This is a genomic window from Vibrio kagoshimensis, from assembly GCF_050337535.1.
In the GTDB taxonomy this organism is placed as follows: Bacteria; Pseudomonadota; Gammaproteobacteria; order Enterobacterales; family Vibrionaceae; genus Vibrio; species Vibrio gallaecicus.
In genome coordinates this window covers 32,239-48,140 of record NZ_JAKJSZ010000014.1, presented here as the reverse complement: position 1 = coordinate 48,140, position 15,902 = coordinate 32,239, and the positions used below count along the sequence as shown (strand labels likewise).

The 15,902-nt window shown below is 41.3% G+C and carries 13 protein-coding genes and 1 pseudogene; 5 read left to right on the top strand and 9 right to left on the bottom strand.

Features of this window, described 5'->3' with window-relative positions; translation table 11 throughout:
• Positions 1-43 precede the first annotated feature (43 nt).
• From aroG to L4C37_RS14390, 3 genes are all read left to right on the top strand, one after another.
• Entirely contained in the window at positions 44-1,099 is a 1,056-nt protein-coding gene (gene aroG, locus L4C37_RS14400) for a 3-deoxy-7-phosphoheptulonate synthase AroG (protein WP_137372094.1), read from the top strand.
• Positions 1,100-1,336: 237 nt separating this feature from the next.
• A complete protein-coding gene (locus tag L4C37_RS14395; RefSeq protein WP_429768986.1) occupies positions 1,337-2,311 on the top strand; it encodes a DHH family phosphoesterase in 975 nt (324 codons plus the stop codon).
• A 143-nt stretch (positions 2,312-2,454) separates the two neighbouring features.
• A complete protein-coding gene (locus L4C37_RS14390) occupies positions 2,455-2,856 on the top strand; it encodes a hypothetical protein (RefSeq protein ID WP_429769045.1) in 402 nt (133 codons plus the stop codon).
• Positions 2,857-3,034: 178 nt separating this feature from the next.
• Here L4C37_RS14390 and L4C37_RS14385 read toward each other — a convergent pair whose 3' ends face one another.
• From L4C37_RS14385 to msrB, 5 genes and pseudogenes are all read right to left on the bottom strand, one after another.
• Positions 3,035-4,030 (bottom strand): phosphohexomutase domain-containing protein, encoded by a 996-nt coding sequence (locus L4C37_RS14385; RefSeq protein WP_429769044.1) that lies wholly within the window; start codon positions 4,028-4,030, stop codon positions 3,035-3,037.
• A gap of 14 nt (positions 4,031-4,044) precedes the next feature.
• A pseudogene (locus L4C37_RS14380) lies at positions 4,045-4,528 on the bottom strand (hypothetical protein); the annotation flags it as partial.
• Positions 4,525-6,120 (bottom strand): mannose-1-phosphate guanylyltransferase/mannose-6-phosphate isomerase, encoded by a 1,596-nt coding sequence (locus L4C37_RS14375; RefSeq protein ID WP_429768985.1) that lies wholly within the window; start codon positions 6,118-6,120, stop codon positions 4,525-4,527. The gene L4C37_RS14375 and the pseudogene L4C37_RS14380, both read right to left, overlap by 4 nt.
• Before the next feature lie 55 nt (positions 6,121-6,175).
• On the bottom strand, positions 6,176-7,303 hold the full coding sequence (locus L4C37_RS14370) for a mechanosensitive ion channel family protein (RefSeq protein WP_429768984.1): 1,128 nt from the start codon (positions 7,301-7,303) through the stop codon (positions 6,176-6,178).
• Positions 7,304-7,663: 360 nt separating this feature from the next.
• The gene (msrB, locus tag L4C37_RS14365; RefSeq protein WP_273295402.1) at positions 7,664-8,806 is read right to left on the bottom strand and encodes a peptide-methionine (R)-S-oxide reductase MsrB; all 1,143 of its coding nucleotides are present in this window, start codon (positions 8,804-8,806) and stop codon (positions 7,664-7,666) included.
• Between the two features lie 198 nt (positions 8,807-9,004).
• Here msrB and L4C37_RS14360 point away from each other — a divergent pair, with 198 nt between their 5' ends.
• The gene (locus tag L4C37_RS14360; RefSeq protein ID WP_429768983.1) at positions 9,005-9,403 is read left to right on the top strand and encodes an OsmC family protein; all 399 of its coding nucleotides are present in this window, start codon (positions 9,005-9,007) and stop codon (positions 9,401-9,403) included.
• A 75-nt stretch (positions 9,404-9,478) separates the two neighbouring features.
• On the opposite strand, the gene L4C37_RS14355 is transcribed toward L4C37_RS14360, so the two are convergent.
• From L4C37_RS14355 to phnW, 4 genes are all read right to left on the bottom strand, one after another.
• Entirely contained in the window at positions 9,479-10,507 is a 1,029-nt protein-coding gene (locus L4C37_RS14355; RefSeq protein WP_429768982.1) for an OmpA family protein, read from the bottom strand.
• A gap of 407 nt (positions 10,508-10,914) precedes the next feature.
• Positions 10,915-11,733, bottom strand: coding sequence for a phosphonoacetaldehyde hydrolase (gene phnX / locus L4C37_RS14350; RefSeq protein WP_429768981.1), 819 nt, complete (start codon positions 11,731-11,733; stop codon positions 10,915-10,917).
• A gap of 118 nt (positions 11,734-11,851) precedes the next feature.
• On the bottom strand, positions 11,852-13,345 hold the full coding sequence (locus L4C37_RS14345; protein WP_429768980.1) for an aspartate aminotransferase family protein: 1,494 nt from the start codon (positions 13,343-13,345) through the stop codon (positions 11,852-11,854).
• Positions 13,345-14,448, bottom strand: coding sequence for a 2-aminoethylphosphonate--pyruvate transaminase (gene phnW / locus L4C37_RS14340; protein ID WP_429768979.1), 1,104 nt, complete (start codon positions 14,446-14,448; stop codon positions 13,345-13,347). The genes L4C37_RS14345 and phnW overlap by 1 nt, the downstream gene beginning before the upstream one ends.
• A gap of 303 nt (positions 14,449-14,751) precedes the next feature.
• Here phnW and L4C37_RS14335 point away from each other — a divergent pair, with 303 nt between their 5' ends.
• The gene (locus L4C37_RS14335) at positions 14,752-15,759 is read left to right on the top strand and encodes a putative 2-aminoethylphosphonate ABC transporter substrate-binding protein (RefSeq protein WP_429768978.1); all 1,008 of its coding nucleotides are present in this window, start codon (positions 14,752-14,754) and stop codon (positions 15,757-15,759) included.
• The last annotated feature ends 143 nt before the right edge of the window (positions 15,760-15,902 follow it).

Genomic DNA, 15,902 nt, shown 5'->3' with positions numbered 1-15,902 from the left:
ACACGCGAATTCAGCTCAAGGATAGAAAAGGAAGAAGTAAGCAATGTTCCAGACTGATGATGTAAGAATTAATAAAGTAAAAGAGTTATTACCCCCTGTTGCTGTTTTAGAAAAGTTCCCAGCAACAGAAACTGCTTCTTCGACTACATTTGAAAGCCGTAAAGCTATTCATAATATTTTAAAAGATAAAGACGATCGCCTACTTGTGATCGTTGGTCCTTGTTCTATTCATGACACGGAAGCAGCAATTGAATATGGTAAGCGTTTAAAAGTATTGCGTGATGAACTGGGCGATCGACTTGAGATTGTAATGCGTGTGTATTTTGAAAAGCCACGTACCACTGTTGGCTGGAAAGGTCTGATCAATGACCCGTACATGGATGATACTTTTAAACTGAATGATGGCTTGCGTTTTGGCCGTAAATTGTTGCTTGATCTGACTGATATGGGCATGCCGACAGCAAGTGAATTCCTTGATATGATCACTCCACAATATGTGGCTGATCTAATCAGTTGGGGGGCAATTGGTGCGCGTACAACTGAATCACAAGTTCACCGTGAGCTATCTTCAGGTCTTTCATGCCCTGTAGGCTTTAAAAATGGTACTGACGGCAATATTAAAATTGCTACAGACGCTATTCGTTCTGCGAGCGCTTCACACCACTTTTTGTCGGTAACAAAGTACGGTCATTCGGCGATTATCGAAACTGCAGGTAACCCTGATTGCCACATTATTTTACGTGGTGGTAAAGAGCCAAACTACAGCGCAGAGCACGTCGCTAAGATTAAAGATGAACTTGAAGCGTCAGGTTTGCCGCAAAAAGTGATGATTGATTTCAGCCACGCAAACAGTTCTAAACAGTTTAAGCGTCAAATGAATGTATCAGATGATGTTAGTGCTCAAATCGCAGGTGGCGATAAAGCCGTCTTCGGCGTAATGATTGAGTCACACCTAGTCGAAGGTCGTCAAGACCTTGTAGATGGTAAAGCGGCGACTTACGGCCAATCTATCACTGACGCATGTATTGGTTGGGAAGACACTGAAACTGTTCTTCGCCAACTTGCTGATGCAGTGGTTGAGCGTCGTAATAAAGCATAATTTATCGACTGGATTATTTTTAAAGCCGCGATAGGATTAATAAGAAAACCTCACAGGCTTATGTCGGTGAGGTTTTTTTAGTTTTAAATGATATAAACACAAAGATAACGGTATAGCTCTTTTCTTTGCAGTTACCATTCAATAGGTTAGCGTAAACAAAAGTATTGAAGAAGTTAAAGTCTCGAACCTAACTTCTTAGCTCAAGCTGGCTCGATAGTGAAAGGAAAGACTAATCGAATGAATTATGACGTATTCAATGGTGATGCCGATGGTATTATATCTTTAATTCAATTAAGGCTCGCTCAGCCTAAGACAGCAAAACTGGTTACAGGAGTTAAACGTAATGTTGAACTTTTGGCTAATGTTGATGCTTGTGAAGTGAATACTTCGGCTGGTGATGAAGTGCTAGTCTTAGATGTCTCATTAGATAAAAACAAAGATGCACTGAATGCGTTACTCGAATCTGGCGCTAAAGTTACGTATTTTGATCATCATAAATCTGGTGATATTCCCACTCACCATAATCTAACTTGTCTTATAGATTTAGATCCAAATACGTGTACTGCGCTGATCGTTAACAAACAGCTTGAAGATCAGTTTGTTCATTGGGCGATTGCTGGTGCATATGGCGATAATCTTTTAGCTGTGGCTGATGAACTTGCTAACCAATACCAGTTAAGTGTGGCTCAGCGAGACCAATTAAAAGAGCTAGGTACTTTGATCAATTACAACGGTTATGGAAGAGAAGTATCTGATCTACATTTTGACCCGGCTGAACTTTACAAAAAACTCCTTAACTATCGTTCTCCATTTGATGTTATTGATGATCCTCAATCGCCATTTCATGTTTTACAAAAAGCTTATGCTGAAGACTGGGCACTCGTTGAAAGCCTAACTCCGCTCGTTCAAACCGACGTCGTTCGTGTATTTGAGCTACCTGATACTGCTGCTTCAAGGCGGATCAGTGGAGTCTATGGAAATTATTTAGCCAATCAAAACCCAGAGTGTGTAAGTGTAGTATTAACCTCCAATTCGGATCTTAGCTATACCGTTTCTTTACGTGCTCCATTAAATAATAAGCAAGGGGCGGTAAAAATTTGTGGGTCATTTAAAACGGGAGGAGGGCGTGAAGCCGCCGCGGGGATCAATCAATTAGAAAAGCATAACTTGGATACCCTTATTAAAATGACGCATGATTATTATGTGAGTTAATCACCATTCAAATCAAAACGAGTTTTATTAAGCAATTCCATATAGGGTTCGTTGTACCATAAAATTCTTGACGATATATTGAACTGGTGATTTAATGGAACGGTGTTCAATATTGAATTAGGATTTTATCCATGAAAATGAAGATGGCATTAGTAAGTCTGGCATTCGTCGCAGTAAGTGCGTTTACTACTCCTCAGGTAGAAGCTGCTCAGGGCTTTACTGCTGAACAATTATGTAAAGCTGGTCTTTCTCTTGCGATTGATAAAAAGCCACGTGGGATCAAAGTTGCATCAGGCGGATCGAGCCAAAGAATTCTTCTTGATGTAAAAGATGGCAGTAAAGATTGGGATTACCGTTGCGAAGTTAACCGTGGTAATAAAACCATCAAATTGAATGCGCGTGATATTAAGCGCAATGATAAATACCTTGGTCAAGCTATTCGCTACAATGTTGCTGATGGCAAGCGTAGTGTCAAAGTCATGATGAAAAAGCGTAAAGGATCAGGTGTTATTGATGAAACTTTTACTGCAATCCAATTAAAGTAGTTTCAATAAAGATCGAAGCATTTGATATGCCTGAGCTTCGATTGTCTAGTAAATATCAAGAATTGAATAAAGCCGCAGATTATTTCTGCGGCTTTAGTGTTTAAAGCGACTAGGTGTTTAAATGAATTCGGTGTTTAAAGCGATTTGATGTGTAAAGAGCTTAGATGAATCTGTGCTGCTAGGTTAATAAAGAAAGGATTTCATCGGTTTTCTCCGCAAGAAGTACTTTGTTTCCTCTCGTTTCAACATTCAATCGAATAAGGGGTTCAGTGTTCGATTGCCTCAGGTTAAATCGCCACTCTCCTAAATCAAGGCTTATGCCATCTGTGTGGTCAATGTTGACCGCTTTGTTTTTGTATCGTGCTAAAACGTTTTCAATCACATGCTGTGGGTTTTCAACTGTGCAATTTATTTCACCAGAAGAGGGAAAGGTATTGATACTGGCGGAGGTAAGCTCTGCAAGCGATTGTTGAGTTTTAGATATAAGCTCGATGATGAGCAGCCATGGAATCATTCCAGAATCGCAATACCCAAAGTCTTTGAAGTAGTGATGAGCACTCATTTCACCTCCATATACCGCGCTTTCTTCCCGCATTTTCTCTTTGATTAACGCATGACCTGCTTTCACTTGTATAGAGTTCCCACCAAACTTTTTGGCGACTTCGATGGTATTCCAAATAAGCCTTGTGTCATGTAAAACCGTAGCATTGGTTTCTTTTTTCAAGAAGGCTTCAGTGAGCAAACCAACCATGTAATAACCTTCAATGTAACGACCATTTTCATCGAAGAAAAAGCAACGGTCAAAATCGCCATCCCATGCTAATCCTAAATCCGCAGCGTGTTGAAGAACAGCTTGTTGAGTCACTGTTTGATGAGATTTGATTAGAGGATTTGGTATCCCGTTTGGGAATTGACCATCGGGTTCAAAATTGATCTTGATAAAAGTGATAGGTATTTTCAGCTCGATGAATTTCTTCTCTAAGGCGTCTAGCACATGACCCGCGACTCCATTTTCTGGGTTAACCACAATTCTTAATGGATTGATTTTGGACGTTTCTATATAAGAAAGTAAGTGTTCAATGTACTCAGTTAAGAAGCTTGTTGAATGGAGTCGTTGGATTTTAGATTCTTTATTTTTACCCAGGAACTTCTGGTAATCAGGCTCAAGAGCCATGTTTTTAACTAGACTCTTTATCGCTTCTAGACCACTATTTTTACTTATCGGGTAAGCATTCTCGGCAACCAGCTTCATTCCGTTATAATTAATAGGGTTATGACTAGCGGTAATTTGTATTCCGCCAAGGGCTTTTGTATGGCGGGTCGCGAAATACACCTCTTCAGTTCCTGTCACTCCAAGGTCAATAACTTCAATTCCCACTTCCATCAATCCTGTGGTTAACGCATTTTGATAGGGAAGAGACGTTTCTCGATTATCACGACCGATGACAACGACGTTCGATAGTTTTGAGTCACTTTCGTTGCCAGTCACTGAAGTGATTCGATTTGAGTTTGAGACCGTACCTTTTTGAAGGTGTAAAGATGGATTTCTGGTTATGAGCCATTGGGCAAATGCTTTACCTATCAGATACGCTAGCTCTTCAGATACCTGCTTGCCTATGACGCCGCGAATATCATTATTCTTGAAACCGCTTAGATCGAATTTTTGCTTCATGATTGGGGTTTTGGCTTAAGGACAGGGTTAATTTTATACTGAGTATTCTGACGACCATAGTGATCTTGGTAACGGACAATGTCGTCTTCACTTAAATAGTGCCCTGTTTGCACTTCGATCATCTCTAGCGGAATGGTTTCAGGGTTTTCTAGGCTATGGATATGACCAAGTGGTATATAAGTCGATTGATCTTCACCTATTAGATAAGTCTCATCATTATTTGTGACTTTGGCTGTACCTGCAACAACAACCCAATGCTCAGCTCTATGATGATGCATCTGTAGTGAAAGTTTATGACCTGCTTTCACTGTGATTCGTTTTACTTTGTCTCGCTTACCTAAATCAACTACATCATATTTTCCCCATGGACGGAAAACTTCTCGATGGTGTTTATGCTCTGTTCTTTCTGATTGGTTGAGCTGCTCGACTATAGACTTCACACTCTGAACTTTCTCTTTATCAGCGACTAAAATGGCATCTTTGGTTTCTACGATAATCAAGTTATCAACGCCAACCGTTGCGACTAGTTTGTTCTCTGCATGAATGTAATTATGTTGGGAATCCACAGTCAGCACGTCACCTTCAATAACATTGTTATTCTTGTCCTTATCACTAACATCCCAAATAGCTGACCAAGACCCAATATCATTCCAACCTGCATCCATGGGAATCACGGCGGCATGCTGAGTTTTTTCCATGACAGCATAATCTATAGAGTTACTCGGGCTGCGAGCAAACGCCTCTGAGTCAATACGTATAAAATCTAGGTCACTGGTTCGTTTAGAAAAAGACTGTTTACAAGCGCGCAGAATATCAGGCTGATATTTTTCTAACTCCTCTAAATATTGAGAGGCTTTAAACATGAACATACCGCTGTTCCATAAATATTCACCGCTGCTTAGGTAGTGTTCAGCTGTTTCTTTGTTTGGTTTCTCAACAAATTGTTCTATGGAGAATGCTTGTTGAGTACTTGATGGGTTTGAGAGGGATAGTTGAGAAAAGACCGTGTCTTGCAGAGCTTCTCCTTGTTTAATGTAGCCGTAGCCTGTTTCAGGTTTATCTGGAGTAATACCAAACGTGACAAGTTTACCAATATTTGCGTAGTCAACACCGTGTCCGATCGCCTGCTGGAATGCTGCGACATCAGATATATGATGATCTGCCGCAAGCACTAACAAGATTGGGTCGCGATCATCCAAACTTTTTTTCCCATGACCTGCTGATTTAACCTGCTCTGAACTTGTCCCTGCTTGTATTTCGAGCTGCGATTCTTGGATCGCATATAAAGCTGCGAGTGCGATAGCTGGAGCGGTATTTCTACCCAAAGGCTCTAATACAATATGAGAATGTATTGATCCGACAGATCGTATTTGTTCAGCCGCAATGAAACGGTGCTCTTCATTACAAATGATTAAAGGAGCGTGGCATTTTAGATCAAGGAAATGATCATCAAGACCGTCTAAACGAGCAAGAGTTTGCTGAAGCATGGATTGCTCACCCGCGATAGATAAGAATTGCTTGGGATATAGCTCGCGTGATAAAGGCCACAGGCGGCTACCCGAGCCGCCCGCTAAAATGACAGGTAAAATCATAAGGTGATACTAAATGAATGAGAGAACTACTTTCATTATGTTAACACGTTATGGCTTATCTCTGTGGATCTGCCTTTAAGTTTGAAAGTGAGCCCGATAGTTCTCCAGCCATGCCGATTTCTTGAGGCTCAAGCTTTAGAGTTTGAGTTGGGAATGCAATATCAGCTTGGTGTTTATGAATAATAGCCAACACTTGCAAAAGTACATCTTGCTTCACTTCATGATAGCGAATCCAGTTCACCGTTTTGGTAAAGGTATAGATAAAAAAGTTAAGGGAAGAAGGACCAAATTTATCAAAGTTGACGATAAGGGTTTGCTTCGCATCTATGTCTGGATGCGTTTCAAGCATAGCTTTTACATCATTCACGATAAGCTGCATTTTATCTGCATCTTGGTAACGTAAACCTATCGTTTCATTGATTCTTCTGTTCAACATGCGTGATGGATTCTCAACCACAATATTACTGAAAACAGAGTTGGGTACATATAGTGGACGTTTATCGAAAGTACGAATGATCGTCATTCTCCAGCCAATCCTCTCAACCGTACCTTCAATTTGTCTATCAGGGGAGCGGATCCAATCGCCAACTTTGAACGGGCGGTCAAAGTAGATCATCATGCCACCAAAGAAGTTGGATAGAAGATCTTTAGCGGCTAAACCGACAATTAAACCACCTACACCACCGAAGGTCAGTAGACCAGATAAGCTTAAGCCGAAGGCCTGCATGATGGTTAAAGCACCGATAACCATAAAAAACAGTCGGGCGACTTTGGCTATGGCTTGTACTGTCGTTTCATCTCGCTTCTTAGAAGCTAAAACGTACTCTTCTACATTGCTGATTAAGCGTAAGGTGATCCACACAAAAATACTGATAACTACAATCAGTTTAACTGTGCTCAACCAATTGATCTTACTACCAAAATGATCTTGTAATATGAATCCAAGCGAGACTGTGGCTGGCCAGCACCATATCAACGTGCTGACTGGCGTTTTTAGAGCGTCTAGGAGAAGGTCATCCCAGTGAAAAGGGGTTTTCTCAGCCAGTGTGGCTAAGCGACCTTGTAAGATTCGCCATCCAATCCAAGCGATAAAGCTGGCAATGGTAATAAACAAAACGCTAGTACCCCAGTCGTTTGGTTGGGCGGTGATGTAAGTTTGAAATTGAGTAATTAAGTCATTCATATAATGATGCCACTGGAGACGTTATTTGAAAGCTAGCAGATATCGCGCGGCTTCTCTAGCTTATAAATCAATTGATTAGAGGTTTATTGATGATTAGGGGAGAGCGAATGCAAGGTAGGCATCATTGAGTGAAATGAGAACAACGTTTTTTCAGTTATACACAAGGGAATAGGGTTTACGAAGAATTAAGCTTGCAGATCATATTAAGTGGTTGCTTAACTATTCGCATAATATTTTATTCATAAAAATGCCAACTGAAATGATAAGTCTTGTCAGTTGGCATTTAATGCTATGTTTTTATAAGGTTACTGATGCATTAACTCTCAACATATTTAATTGGGGAGTCGATCGCAGGAAGCATTAACCTTCGAACATTTCCACATACTCTTGGTAACCCTCTTCTGCTAGCTTATCTGCTGGGATAAAACGCATAGCAGCAGAGTTCATGCAGTATCGTAAACCTGTGGGGGCTGGTCCATCTTTAAAAACATGACCAAGATGAGAGTCTCCAAATCGGCTGCGTACTTCAGTTCGTGGGTACAGCAATTTATAATCTGTTGTGGTAACAACATAGGCATCATTGATAGGCTTTGTGAAACTCGGCCAACCAGTGCCTGATTTATATTTATCAGCTGATGAGAATAACGGTTCACCAGTCACGATATCAACATAGATACCTTCTTGCTTGTTATCCCAATACTCATTGCTAAACGAACGTTCTGTCGCATCATTCTGTGTTACTTCATATTGAAGTTTCGTTAGCTTTGCCTTTATTTCAGCTTGTGTTGGCTTAGAGTAGGCTTTTAAATTTGCAGCAATCTTTTTGTCATCAATGATTTGGCGTATTGTTTGTGGATTATCTTCACGGTCATCGCCGAATATCTTATCTAAGTATTGATCGCGACCCGATGCGTAGCGGTAGTAGTTATAACGAACTTTACTCTTTTTGTAATAGTCCTGATGATACCCTTCCGCTGGCCAGAACTTGTCGAGTGCAATTAGCTCAGTTTTTAGCGGCTTCTTAAAGATATCGGCTTCTTCAATCTCAGCCATAAATTGCTCCGCAATCATCTTTTGTTCCTGATTGTGGAAGAAGATAGCTGGGCGGTATTGTGGACCTCTATCTACAAATGAACCTTTATCATCAGTAGGGTCTATATGACGGAAAAATTGGTCAAGGACTTGCTCATAGTTAACAGCTTTTGGATCATAGACAACCTCAATCACTTCAATATGCCCTGACTTACCCGATGATACCTGTCGATAAGTTGGGTTTTCTAATGAACCGCCGGCATAACCTGAAGTAACTTCAATAACACCATCTAACTTTTCTAAATCTGATTCTGTACACCAAAAGCATCCCCCAGCTAAAGTTGCGATTTCAGTCTTCCCTGATGTTGCCATTTTATCCATAGTATCGGCAGTGCCAGCTTGGCTTACAAATAGAGAAATCAGCGGCAGTGCTACCGCGAGTGATACCAATATTTTAGATAACTTCTTCATAGATACCTCATCTTGTGTTCTATCATTCAATTGAATGTACGAATAGAGACAGGGTTAGGGCGTAAAAAATTACAAAAAAAAGAGAAAATTTTTTATGAGTTAGGAAATATTGCCTCTAATGCTCAGTGATAGTAACGTACGCAAAATAAGTTTGGTTTGAATTATAACGATAGCGCATTCCGCGCATATAGGATCAGCATGCAAGCAGAAGTTAAATGGGTAGAAGGTTTTAAGTTTCTTGGTCAATCTCAGTCTGGGCATTCTATTGTTATGGATGGCAACGGTGGCGCAACGGCACCAAGCCCAATGGAAATGGTACTAATGGCTGCTGGTGGCTGTAGCTCTGTTGATGTAGTCGATGGATTAAAAGAAGCGGGTCAGAATGTGACGGCATGTAATGCTAAGCTGGACACTGAGCGAAGAGATACAGCTCCACGTATTTTCACTAAAGTTAACATTCACTTTGAAGTTTCTGGCGACAAACTTGATAAAGACACGGTTGCAAAAGTATGTGCCGATTCTCTAGAAAAGTATTGTTCAGTGTGCCTAATGCTAGGTGCCGCTATTGAAATGACGCATAGCTGGGAAATTGTTTAAAGTGATGATTGAAGCTTAAACAAAAAAACCAACCTAATTAGGTTGGTTTTTTATTAATAGTAATTAGAAATAATCTTATTTCATTACTTCTTCTTTGTACTCAAAGCTTGGAATGTTGGTTTCAACACGACGGTTTTGGCTTCGACCTTCCGCAGTGGCATTTGATGCGATAGGGTTAGATTCACCTTCACCTGAAGCTGAGATACGATCTGTCGCTACACCATTTTCTTCAAAGTAAGTCGCAACTGCGTTTGCACGTTTTTCAGAAATCATTTGGTTGTATTTTTCACTACCAGTTGAATCTGTGTGACCTACGATTTCGATATTTGACTCTGGGTGAGCAAGTAGAATCGTTAGTAGAGGCTCAAGCGTCTGTTCACCTGCAGCTGATAGCTCAGCACTATTCGTTGCGAATAGTTCTTGCGTGTAAGAGCCTTTTTGAGCTTTCGTTACTATCACTGGTTTTGGCGCTTCAACAACTGGTGCTGGTTCTACTACTGGTTCAGCCGGTGCTTGTGTTACAGCCGCTGCAGCAGCAACTGGAGCAACTGGAGCAACTCCACCAAAGTGGTAAGATAAACCAAAGGATAAGAAGTTAGCGTTCAGATCTTGAATGATTTTATCATCGAAATCGTTGAAGTATTGGTACTCAACTCGCATTGAAAAATCGTCAGATAAGCGTTTTTCAGCACCAAATGCGATTGTTGGTATCACATCCGTTTCACCAGCATGGGCGATGTACGCTAGACCGGGTTTGAATAGCAGAGAATAATTGTTCTCTAGTGGGATTGTAATTTTTGGAGATAAAGAAGTAGCAATGATTATTTCATCGTACTGGTAGTTTACACCTTGGCTATTGAAATTAGTTTCATAGCTACCTAAGTAATCTGAATTTAGCTCAATACCAAACCGTTCAGTGAAATTATAGCCTGTGTATATGCCGGCGCCGATGGCGTCATCTTCACAGTTAGCGCTAGTCGCACATGCACTATCAAGCCAAGCCAACCCGATTTTACCACCAATGTATGATTCAGCCATTGAAGCGTGCGAAGCAATACCAGAGGCCGCAATTAGAGCAACTGCTACTTTTGATAATTTACTCATAATCCTATCCTTTGATCCATGTATTAATGTAAGAACTGTCCACAAGCTTACTGATGATAGTGTCAATAAATTGCCAGGTTCATCACCCTGTGAGTTTAATTAAATGTTATATATGTTTTATTTTGTAATTTCTGCTGTTTCCATTTGGCATTATAGTCAATAGGTTGGGCATAAAGCATGTATTTTTTGTACTTTTTTTGAATTTATTTGCCAGAAAGCAGTCGAAGGGGCGCATTTTCTTTACTTTAAGTGTTCAGTTTAAGGGGATGTTGAGCAGGATTAGCAAGGATGAAGCGTCAATTAATTATCACTTGTAAGTGCTATCTAAGCCTTGCTAATGCGAAGAAGGCTTAGATATATAAGAAGAGTTATTGCTAAGAGAGCAAGGTTTGAAGCGTTCTGATTAACTAAGGTCTTTCACCTGCAAGCAGCCGTTTTTCAATATCAGCTACGATATTTGGGAAATCATCAATGGTATCTATTAAATAATGAGGTGTTGATTTACTCAGTTTTGTTCTCGCTTTTTCACGAGCTGCGCTTAATGTTGCTTCATCCGCATCTAAAAACTCTTGATAAGTTAGTCCAGCCTCATTACCGGAAAGCAGTAACCCTACGGTCCACATTCCCGCATTATGACCTTCGTAGATTCCAGGCGCTGAGTCATCGACTTTAATACAAGCTGCTACGTCCGTTACTGATAAATCAATGACATTTTTAAGCGCCATATAGGGTGCTGGGCGACCACCTTGAGGTAAGTCATCAGTTGCCACAACGCAGTCTGGTTTATAGCCATAGTCAGCGGCTACAGGAATTAATACGTCCATCACTTCACGAGGGTAACCAGAGCAAGACCCAATTTTGATGCCTTGTGCTTTTAAACCATCTACTACTTCAATAGCGTTTAAAATAGGCTCGGCGTGATCGGCGACTTTGGCTTTTTGTAGAGGCATGAAGGCGGCGTAGATAGCATCAATATCGTCGTTGGTCATTGAACGTCCGAATTTTTCGTTCCAACGTTTATCGACAGAAGCTATTTTCCCTACGGCTTGAATATGATCCCACTTGCCTAAGCCCATCGGTTCACGAGCTTCCGATAGATCAATATCGAAATCAAACCCTTGTTTGAATGCTTCGACAAAAATACTGGTAGGAGCAAACGAGCCAAAATCGACAATAGTGCCTGCCCAATCAAAAATCACAGCTTGTACTGGTGATGTCTTGTTCATTTTCTAATCCTATCTGGTTTGTTCCGTTGTCATCATGCTCGTTCTAAAATGGAACTGACGACTTGGTTAATAAATCTTGTGTAATAAATAAGGCGAGAGCGTAAAAGCAGGCTCCCCACTAGATGTAGTTGAAATCAATACACACTTGCTGAATGGCGTTTTCGAATATATTGAGTGCAGCCTGTAAATCAGCGCGACTGATAATGAGTGGTGGACTCAATTGAATGACATTTCCTTGGGAGACTTTAAAGCTCAGACCATTGTTTAAGCATTGATATAAAGTGGCTTCCGCTTCATCAAAGGCTCGGGTTTTTGCTGTTTTATCAGTGACCAGTTCGACTCCCCATAGAAGACCTATGCCTCTGACGTCACCAATCACTGGATATTTCTCTTTCATGCGCAGTAACTGTTCGCGCATGAACGTGCTGTCAGATAGTGTTTTATCTAAAAGCTTTTCTTGCTCAATGACCTCGATGGTTGCAAGAGCAGCAGCGCAACCAAGTGGGCTTTTTTCATGCGTGTAATGACCTAAAGAGACTTGTGTGGCTGTGTTAAATTTATCTTTTGTAATCATGGCGGCTATTGGAATTAGTCCTCCGCCTAAACCTTTGCCAATACATAAAATGTCAGGCTCAATATCAAAGGCTTGGTGAGTAAACCATTCGCCGCTTCGCCCCATACCATTAGGGATGTCATCGATGATCAACAGGACGTTGTGTTTGTCACAAATCTCTCTGATTCGTTTCCAGTACGCTTTGCTAGGTACTTGCACATCCGTATTGCGCACTGCCTCTGCGATAAACGCACCAATGCCGCCTTCTTTTTCTATGACATATTCCAAGTAATCAGCGTAGTGAACGTCACTGGCTTGGTCTTGGTTATTGTCATTGTTAGAAGCATAAGGATTAGGGCTAGGAAAAGCACCACGGTAGGAAACGGCTGGAGGGATTCGCTCTACACCTGCCATTAAAGGTCCCATTCCTTCTCGAAAACACGCTTCGCCGCCAACGGAAATTGCATCTAAAGATGCGCCATGGAATGAGTCCCATAGGGATACTACTTTGAAATTATTGGTCACATGGCGTGCCAGCTTTAATGCCATACCAATCACTGAAGTACCCCCAGGAGCAAATAACACTCGGTTTAGCTCCCCCCCACAAATCTGAGTGAGTTTTTCCGCGCATTGAACGGCCGTTTCATTCGTAAATCGGCGAGGGGAAAAAGGCAATGAAGCCATTTGTTCAGTGATTTTTTTGATGACATGTGGATGCCCATGACCAAGCTGATGGACGTTATTGCCATGAAAATCCATATACTTTTTGCCAGACGAGTCTTGCAGGTAGATACCATCAGCCGCCTCTAAAGAGTCAAGACAGGGCGTAGACATGGCTTGGTGGAGGAACACTTCAGAATCACGTCTCAACAAAGCTTGGGTCGCTTGATGATTTAAAGATTCGTTCCAAGTTTGTCTTGCAGGTGTTGTGTTTACATCACCCTCACTGCGAAAGTGTGTGGCTGATGTTGCTGGTTCGTTTGATGCACGAGTAAGTACAGGTTTAGCAGTTACTTCTTTGGTATCAGTTGGGGTACCAATTTCTAGAGAATCAGTCATTAGCGAACTTCCCAGTACATAGCTTTTTCAACCGCGACAATTAGACGCTCAATATCAGCAGGGTACACTTCGCCAATATTGCCAATTCGAAAGCATTCGGCGTTAGATACTTTGCCAGGGTAGATAACAAAGCCCTGCGCTTTTAATCGGTCATAAAACTCTTTGAATTGGTAGTCACTATGGGCTGGAGAATAGAATGAAGTAATAATAGGTGAGTGCAATTCATCGTTTAGAAGTGGTTCAAAACCCAATGAGCTCATGCCTGCAACCAGTGTGGTTTGATTGGTGTGATAGCGTTGATGCCTAGCCGCAATTCCACCTTCTTGTTCCAATTCAATTAACGCTTGGTAGAACGCTCGAACGGTATGGGTTGGTGAGGTAAAACGCCACTTTCCATGGTTCACTTCCATACAGTGCCATTGGTCGTAAAGATCCAAGCTTAATGAGCGAGCTTGTCCTTTACACTGCTCTAATTCTGATTGTTTTGCGATGACAAATCCAAAGCCAGGAACGCCCTGAATACACTTATTGGCGGAGCTGATCATATAGTCAATTCCTAACTCGGCAATATCCATCGGGATGCCACCAAAGCTCGACATCGCATCTAAAATTACGATTTTATGATGTTGTTTGGCGAGTGTAGAGATCTGCTCTATTGGGGTCAGCATGCCCGTTGTTGTTTCGCAGTGCACAATAGCAACATGGGTGATACTTGAGTCCGTAGCCAATACCTTTTCCATTTCGTTTAAGTCAGGCTGGGAAGTTTCACCAGGGGAAACGACATGGCAAGGAATGTTTAAATAGTCCGCTATCTGAGCAATGCGTGCACCATAAGCGCCATTATCCACAACAAGTAATTTACCGTTTTTGCCAATCACACTGCCGATAGTGGCTTCAACCGATGCAGTACCACTGCCTTGCATTAAAACGCTTGTGTAACCATGCTGCTTGGTCGCCAGTGACACTAATTTCTGGCGAATAACTTCAACCACATCTTTATTGTATTCATCATCCCAAGTGCACCAATCTTTAAGCATGGCTTGACGCACTGCATCAGAAGTCGACAAAGGACCAGGTGTAAGCAGCAAGTAATCATTCTTCATTTTAATTTCCATTTGGACTATACCAGAAAGTGGCTATTACTTTAGCAACCGAAATTAGGTTGGGTAAAGGCTCTGTAAAGCAATTTAATAAAAGCTTCATATTGATACTTAACGGTCAGCTATTCGCTTAGTTTATATCTTAAAATTGCCATTTTTTGTTCATGTAACCGTCACAAATCTGTTTTAGGTTAATACTCAATAACTGGTACATACCAATAAGATTCGCAATCTAGTCAGAATCCGTGTGCTGATTATTTACTAATTCATTGATAGACAAACAACATTGCCTAATTGGAGAAGATAATGAAAAACCGTTTAATGAAAGGATCACTTGCTGCACTTGTATCATTACTTGCGAATAATGCACTTGCTGCACAGGAAGTGACGGTTTACACGGCTTTTGAAACCGATATTCTTGCGAAGTACAAAACTGCATTCGAAAACGAAAACCCAGATGTGGAAATCAAATGGGTGCGTGATTCAACGGGTATTATGACGGCAAAATTGCTTGCTGAAAAAAACAACCCAAGAGCAGAAGTGGTATGGGGACTTGCTGGTTCTTCAATGGCACTGCTGAAAAACGAAGGTATCCTGACGCCTTATACACCACAAGGTGTGGAGTCATTAAAAACAAGTTTGAACGACCCTCAGTCAAGCCAAGCTTGGTTTGGTAACGACGCTTTCTTTAATGCCGTTTGCTTCAATGAAATCGTTGCGAAACAGCTTAACCTACCAGAGCCTAAAACTTGGGAAGATTTAACCAACCCTGTTTATAAAGGTCATATTGCTATGCCAAACCCTGCGTCTTCAGGGACGGGGTACATGCAAGTATCAGCTTGGCTGCAAAATATGGGTGAAGACCAAGGTTGGAACTACATGAATAAGCTTGATAAGAATATTGCACACTACACGCACTCTGGCTCTAAGCCTTGTGTACAAGCTGGTATGGGCGAAGTGGCAATTGGTATTTCTATGGCTAGCCGTGGCGCAAAATTAAAGACTCAAGGCGCACCACTGGCAGTGATTACACCTAAAGGTATTGGTTGGGAATCAGAAGCTGTAGGCTTGGTGAAGCCATCAGATGCGGCGAAGAGAGTCGTAGATTGGTCTATCTCTAAATCGGCAAATGAATTGTACATTGAGATGTACCCAGTGGTAGGGCACCAAGATGTCACAGCAACGTTGAAGAATTTCCCAAATGTAGAAAAGAACATGGCAAAAATGGACTTTGCACGTATGGGTAATGAACGTGCACAAGTACTGAAAACATGGTCTGAAAAGTTTGATTCAAAATCTGAGCCTAAATCTTAACTTACTGAGCTGCTTAGTTCATTGGCTGTTTAGTTAATTAGCGGTCTAGTTAATGAGCCTTCTAGTTTATTAGCTTACGAGATTATTAGCTCTGCAGCCCATGAGAAGTTAGGAATCTGTAAAGGAAGGCTTCGGTCTTCCTT

Coding starts and splice junctions, on each gene's coding strand:
- L4C37_RS14390 (WP_429769045.1), top strand. CDS start 2,455: ATGGCATTAGTAAGTCTGGCATTCGTCGCAGTAAGTGCGTTTACTACT.
- msrB (WP_273295402.1), bottom strand. CDS start 8,806: ATGAAGAAGTTATCTAAAATATTGGTATCACTCGCGGTAGCACTGCCG.
- L4C37_RS14345 (WP_429768980.1), bottom strand. CDS start 13,345: ATGACTGATTCTCTAGAAATTGGTACCCCAACTGATACCAAAGAAGTA.
- L4C37_RS14395 (WP_429768986.1), top strand. CDS start 1,337: ATGAATTATGACGTATTCAATGGTGATGCCGATGGTATTATATCTTTA.
- aroG (WP_137372094.1), top strand. CDS start 44: ATGTTCCAGACTGATGATGTAAGAATTAATAAAGTAAAAGAGTTATTA.
- L4C37_RS14375 (WP_429768985.1), bottom strand. CDS start 6,120: ATGATTTTACCTGTCATTTTAGCGGGCGGCTCGGGTAGCCGCCTGTGG.
- L4C37_RS14370 (WP_429768984.1), bottom strand. CDS start 7,303: ATGAATGACTTAATTACTCAATTTCAAACTTACATCACCGCCCAACCA.
- L4C37_RS14355 (WP_429768982.1), bottom strand. CDS start 10,507: ATGAGTAAATTATCAAAAGTAGCAGTTGCTCTAATTGCGGCCTCTGGT.
- L4C37_RS14335 (WP_429768978.1), top strand. CDS start 14,752: ATGAAAAACCGTTTAATGAAAGGATCACTTGCTGCACTTGTATCATTA.
- phnX (WP_429768981.1), bottom strand. CDS start 11,733: ATGAACAAGACATCACCAGTACAAGCTGTGATTTTTGATTGGGCAGGC.
- L4C37_RS14360 (WP_429768983.1), top strand. CDS start 9,005: ATGCAAGCAGAAGTTAAATGGGTAGAAGGTTTTAAGTTTCTTGGTCAA.
- L4C37_RS14385 (WP_429769044.1), bottom strand. CDS start 4,030: ATGGCTCTTGAGCCTGATTACCAGAAGTTCCTGGGTAAAAATAAAGAA.
- phnW (WP_429768979.1), bottom strand. CDS start 14,448: ATGAAGAATGATTACTTGCTGCTTACACCTGGTCCTTTGTCGACTTCT.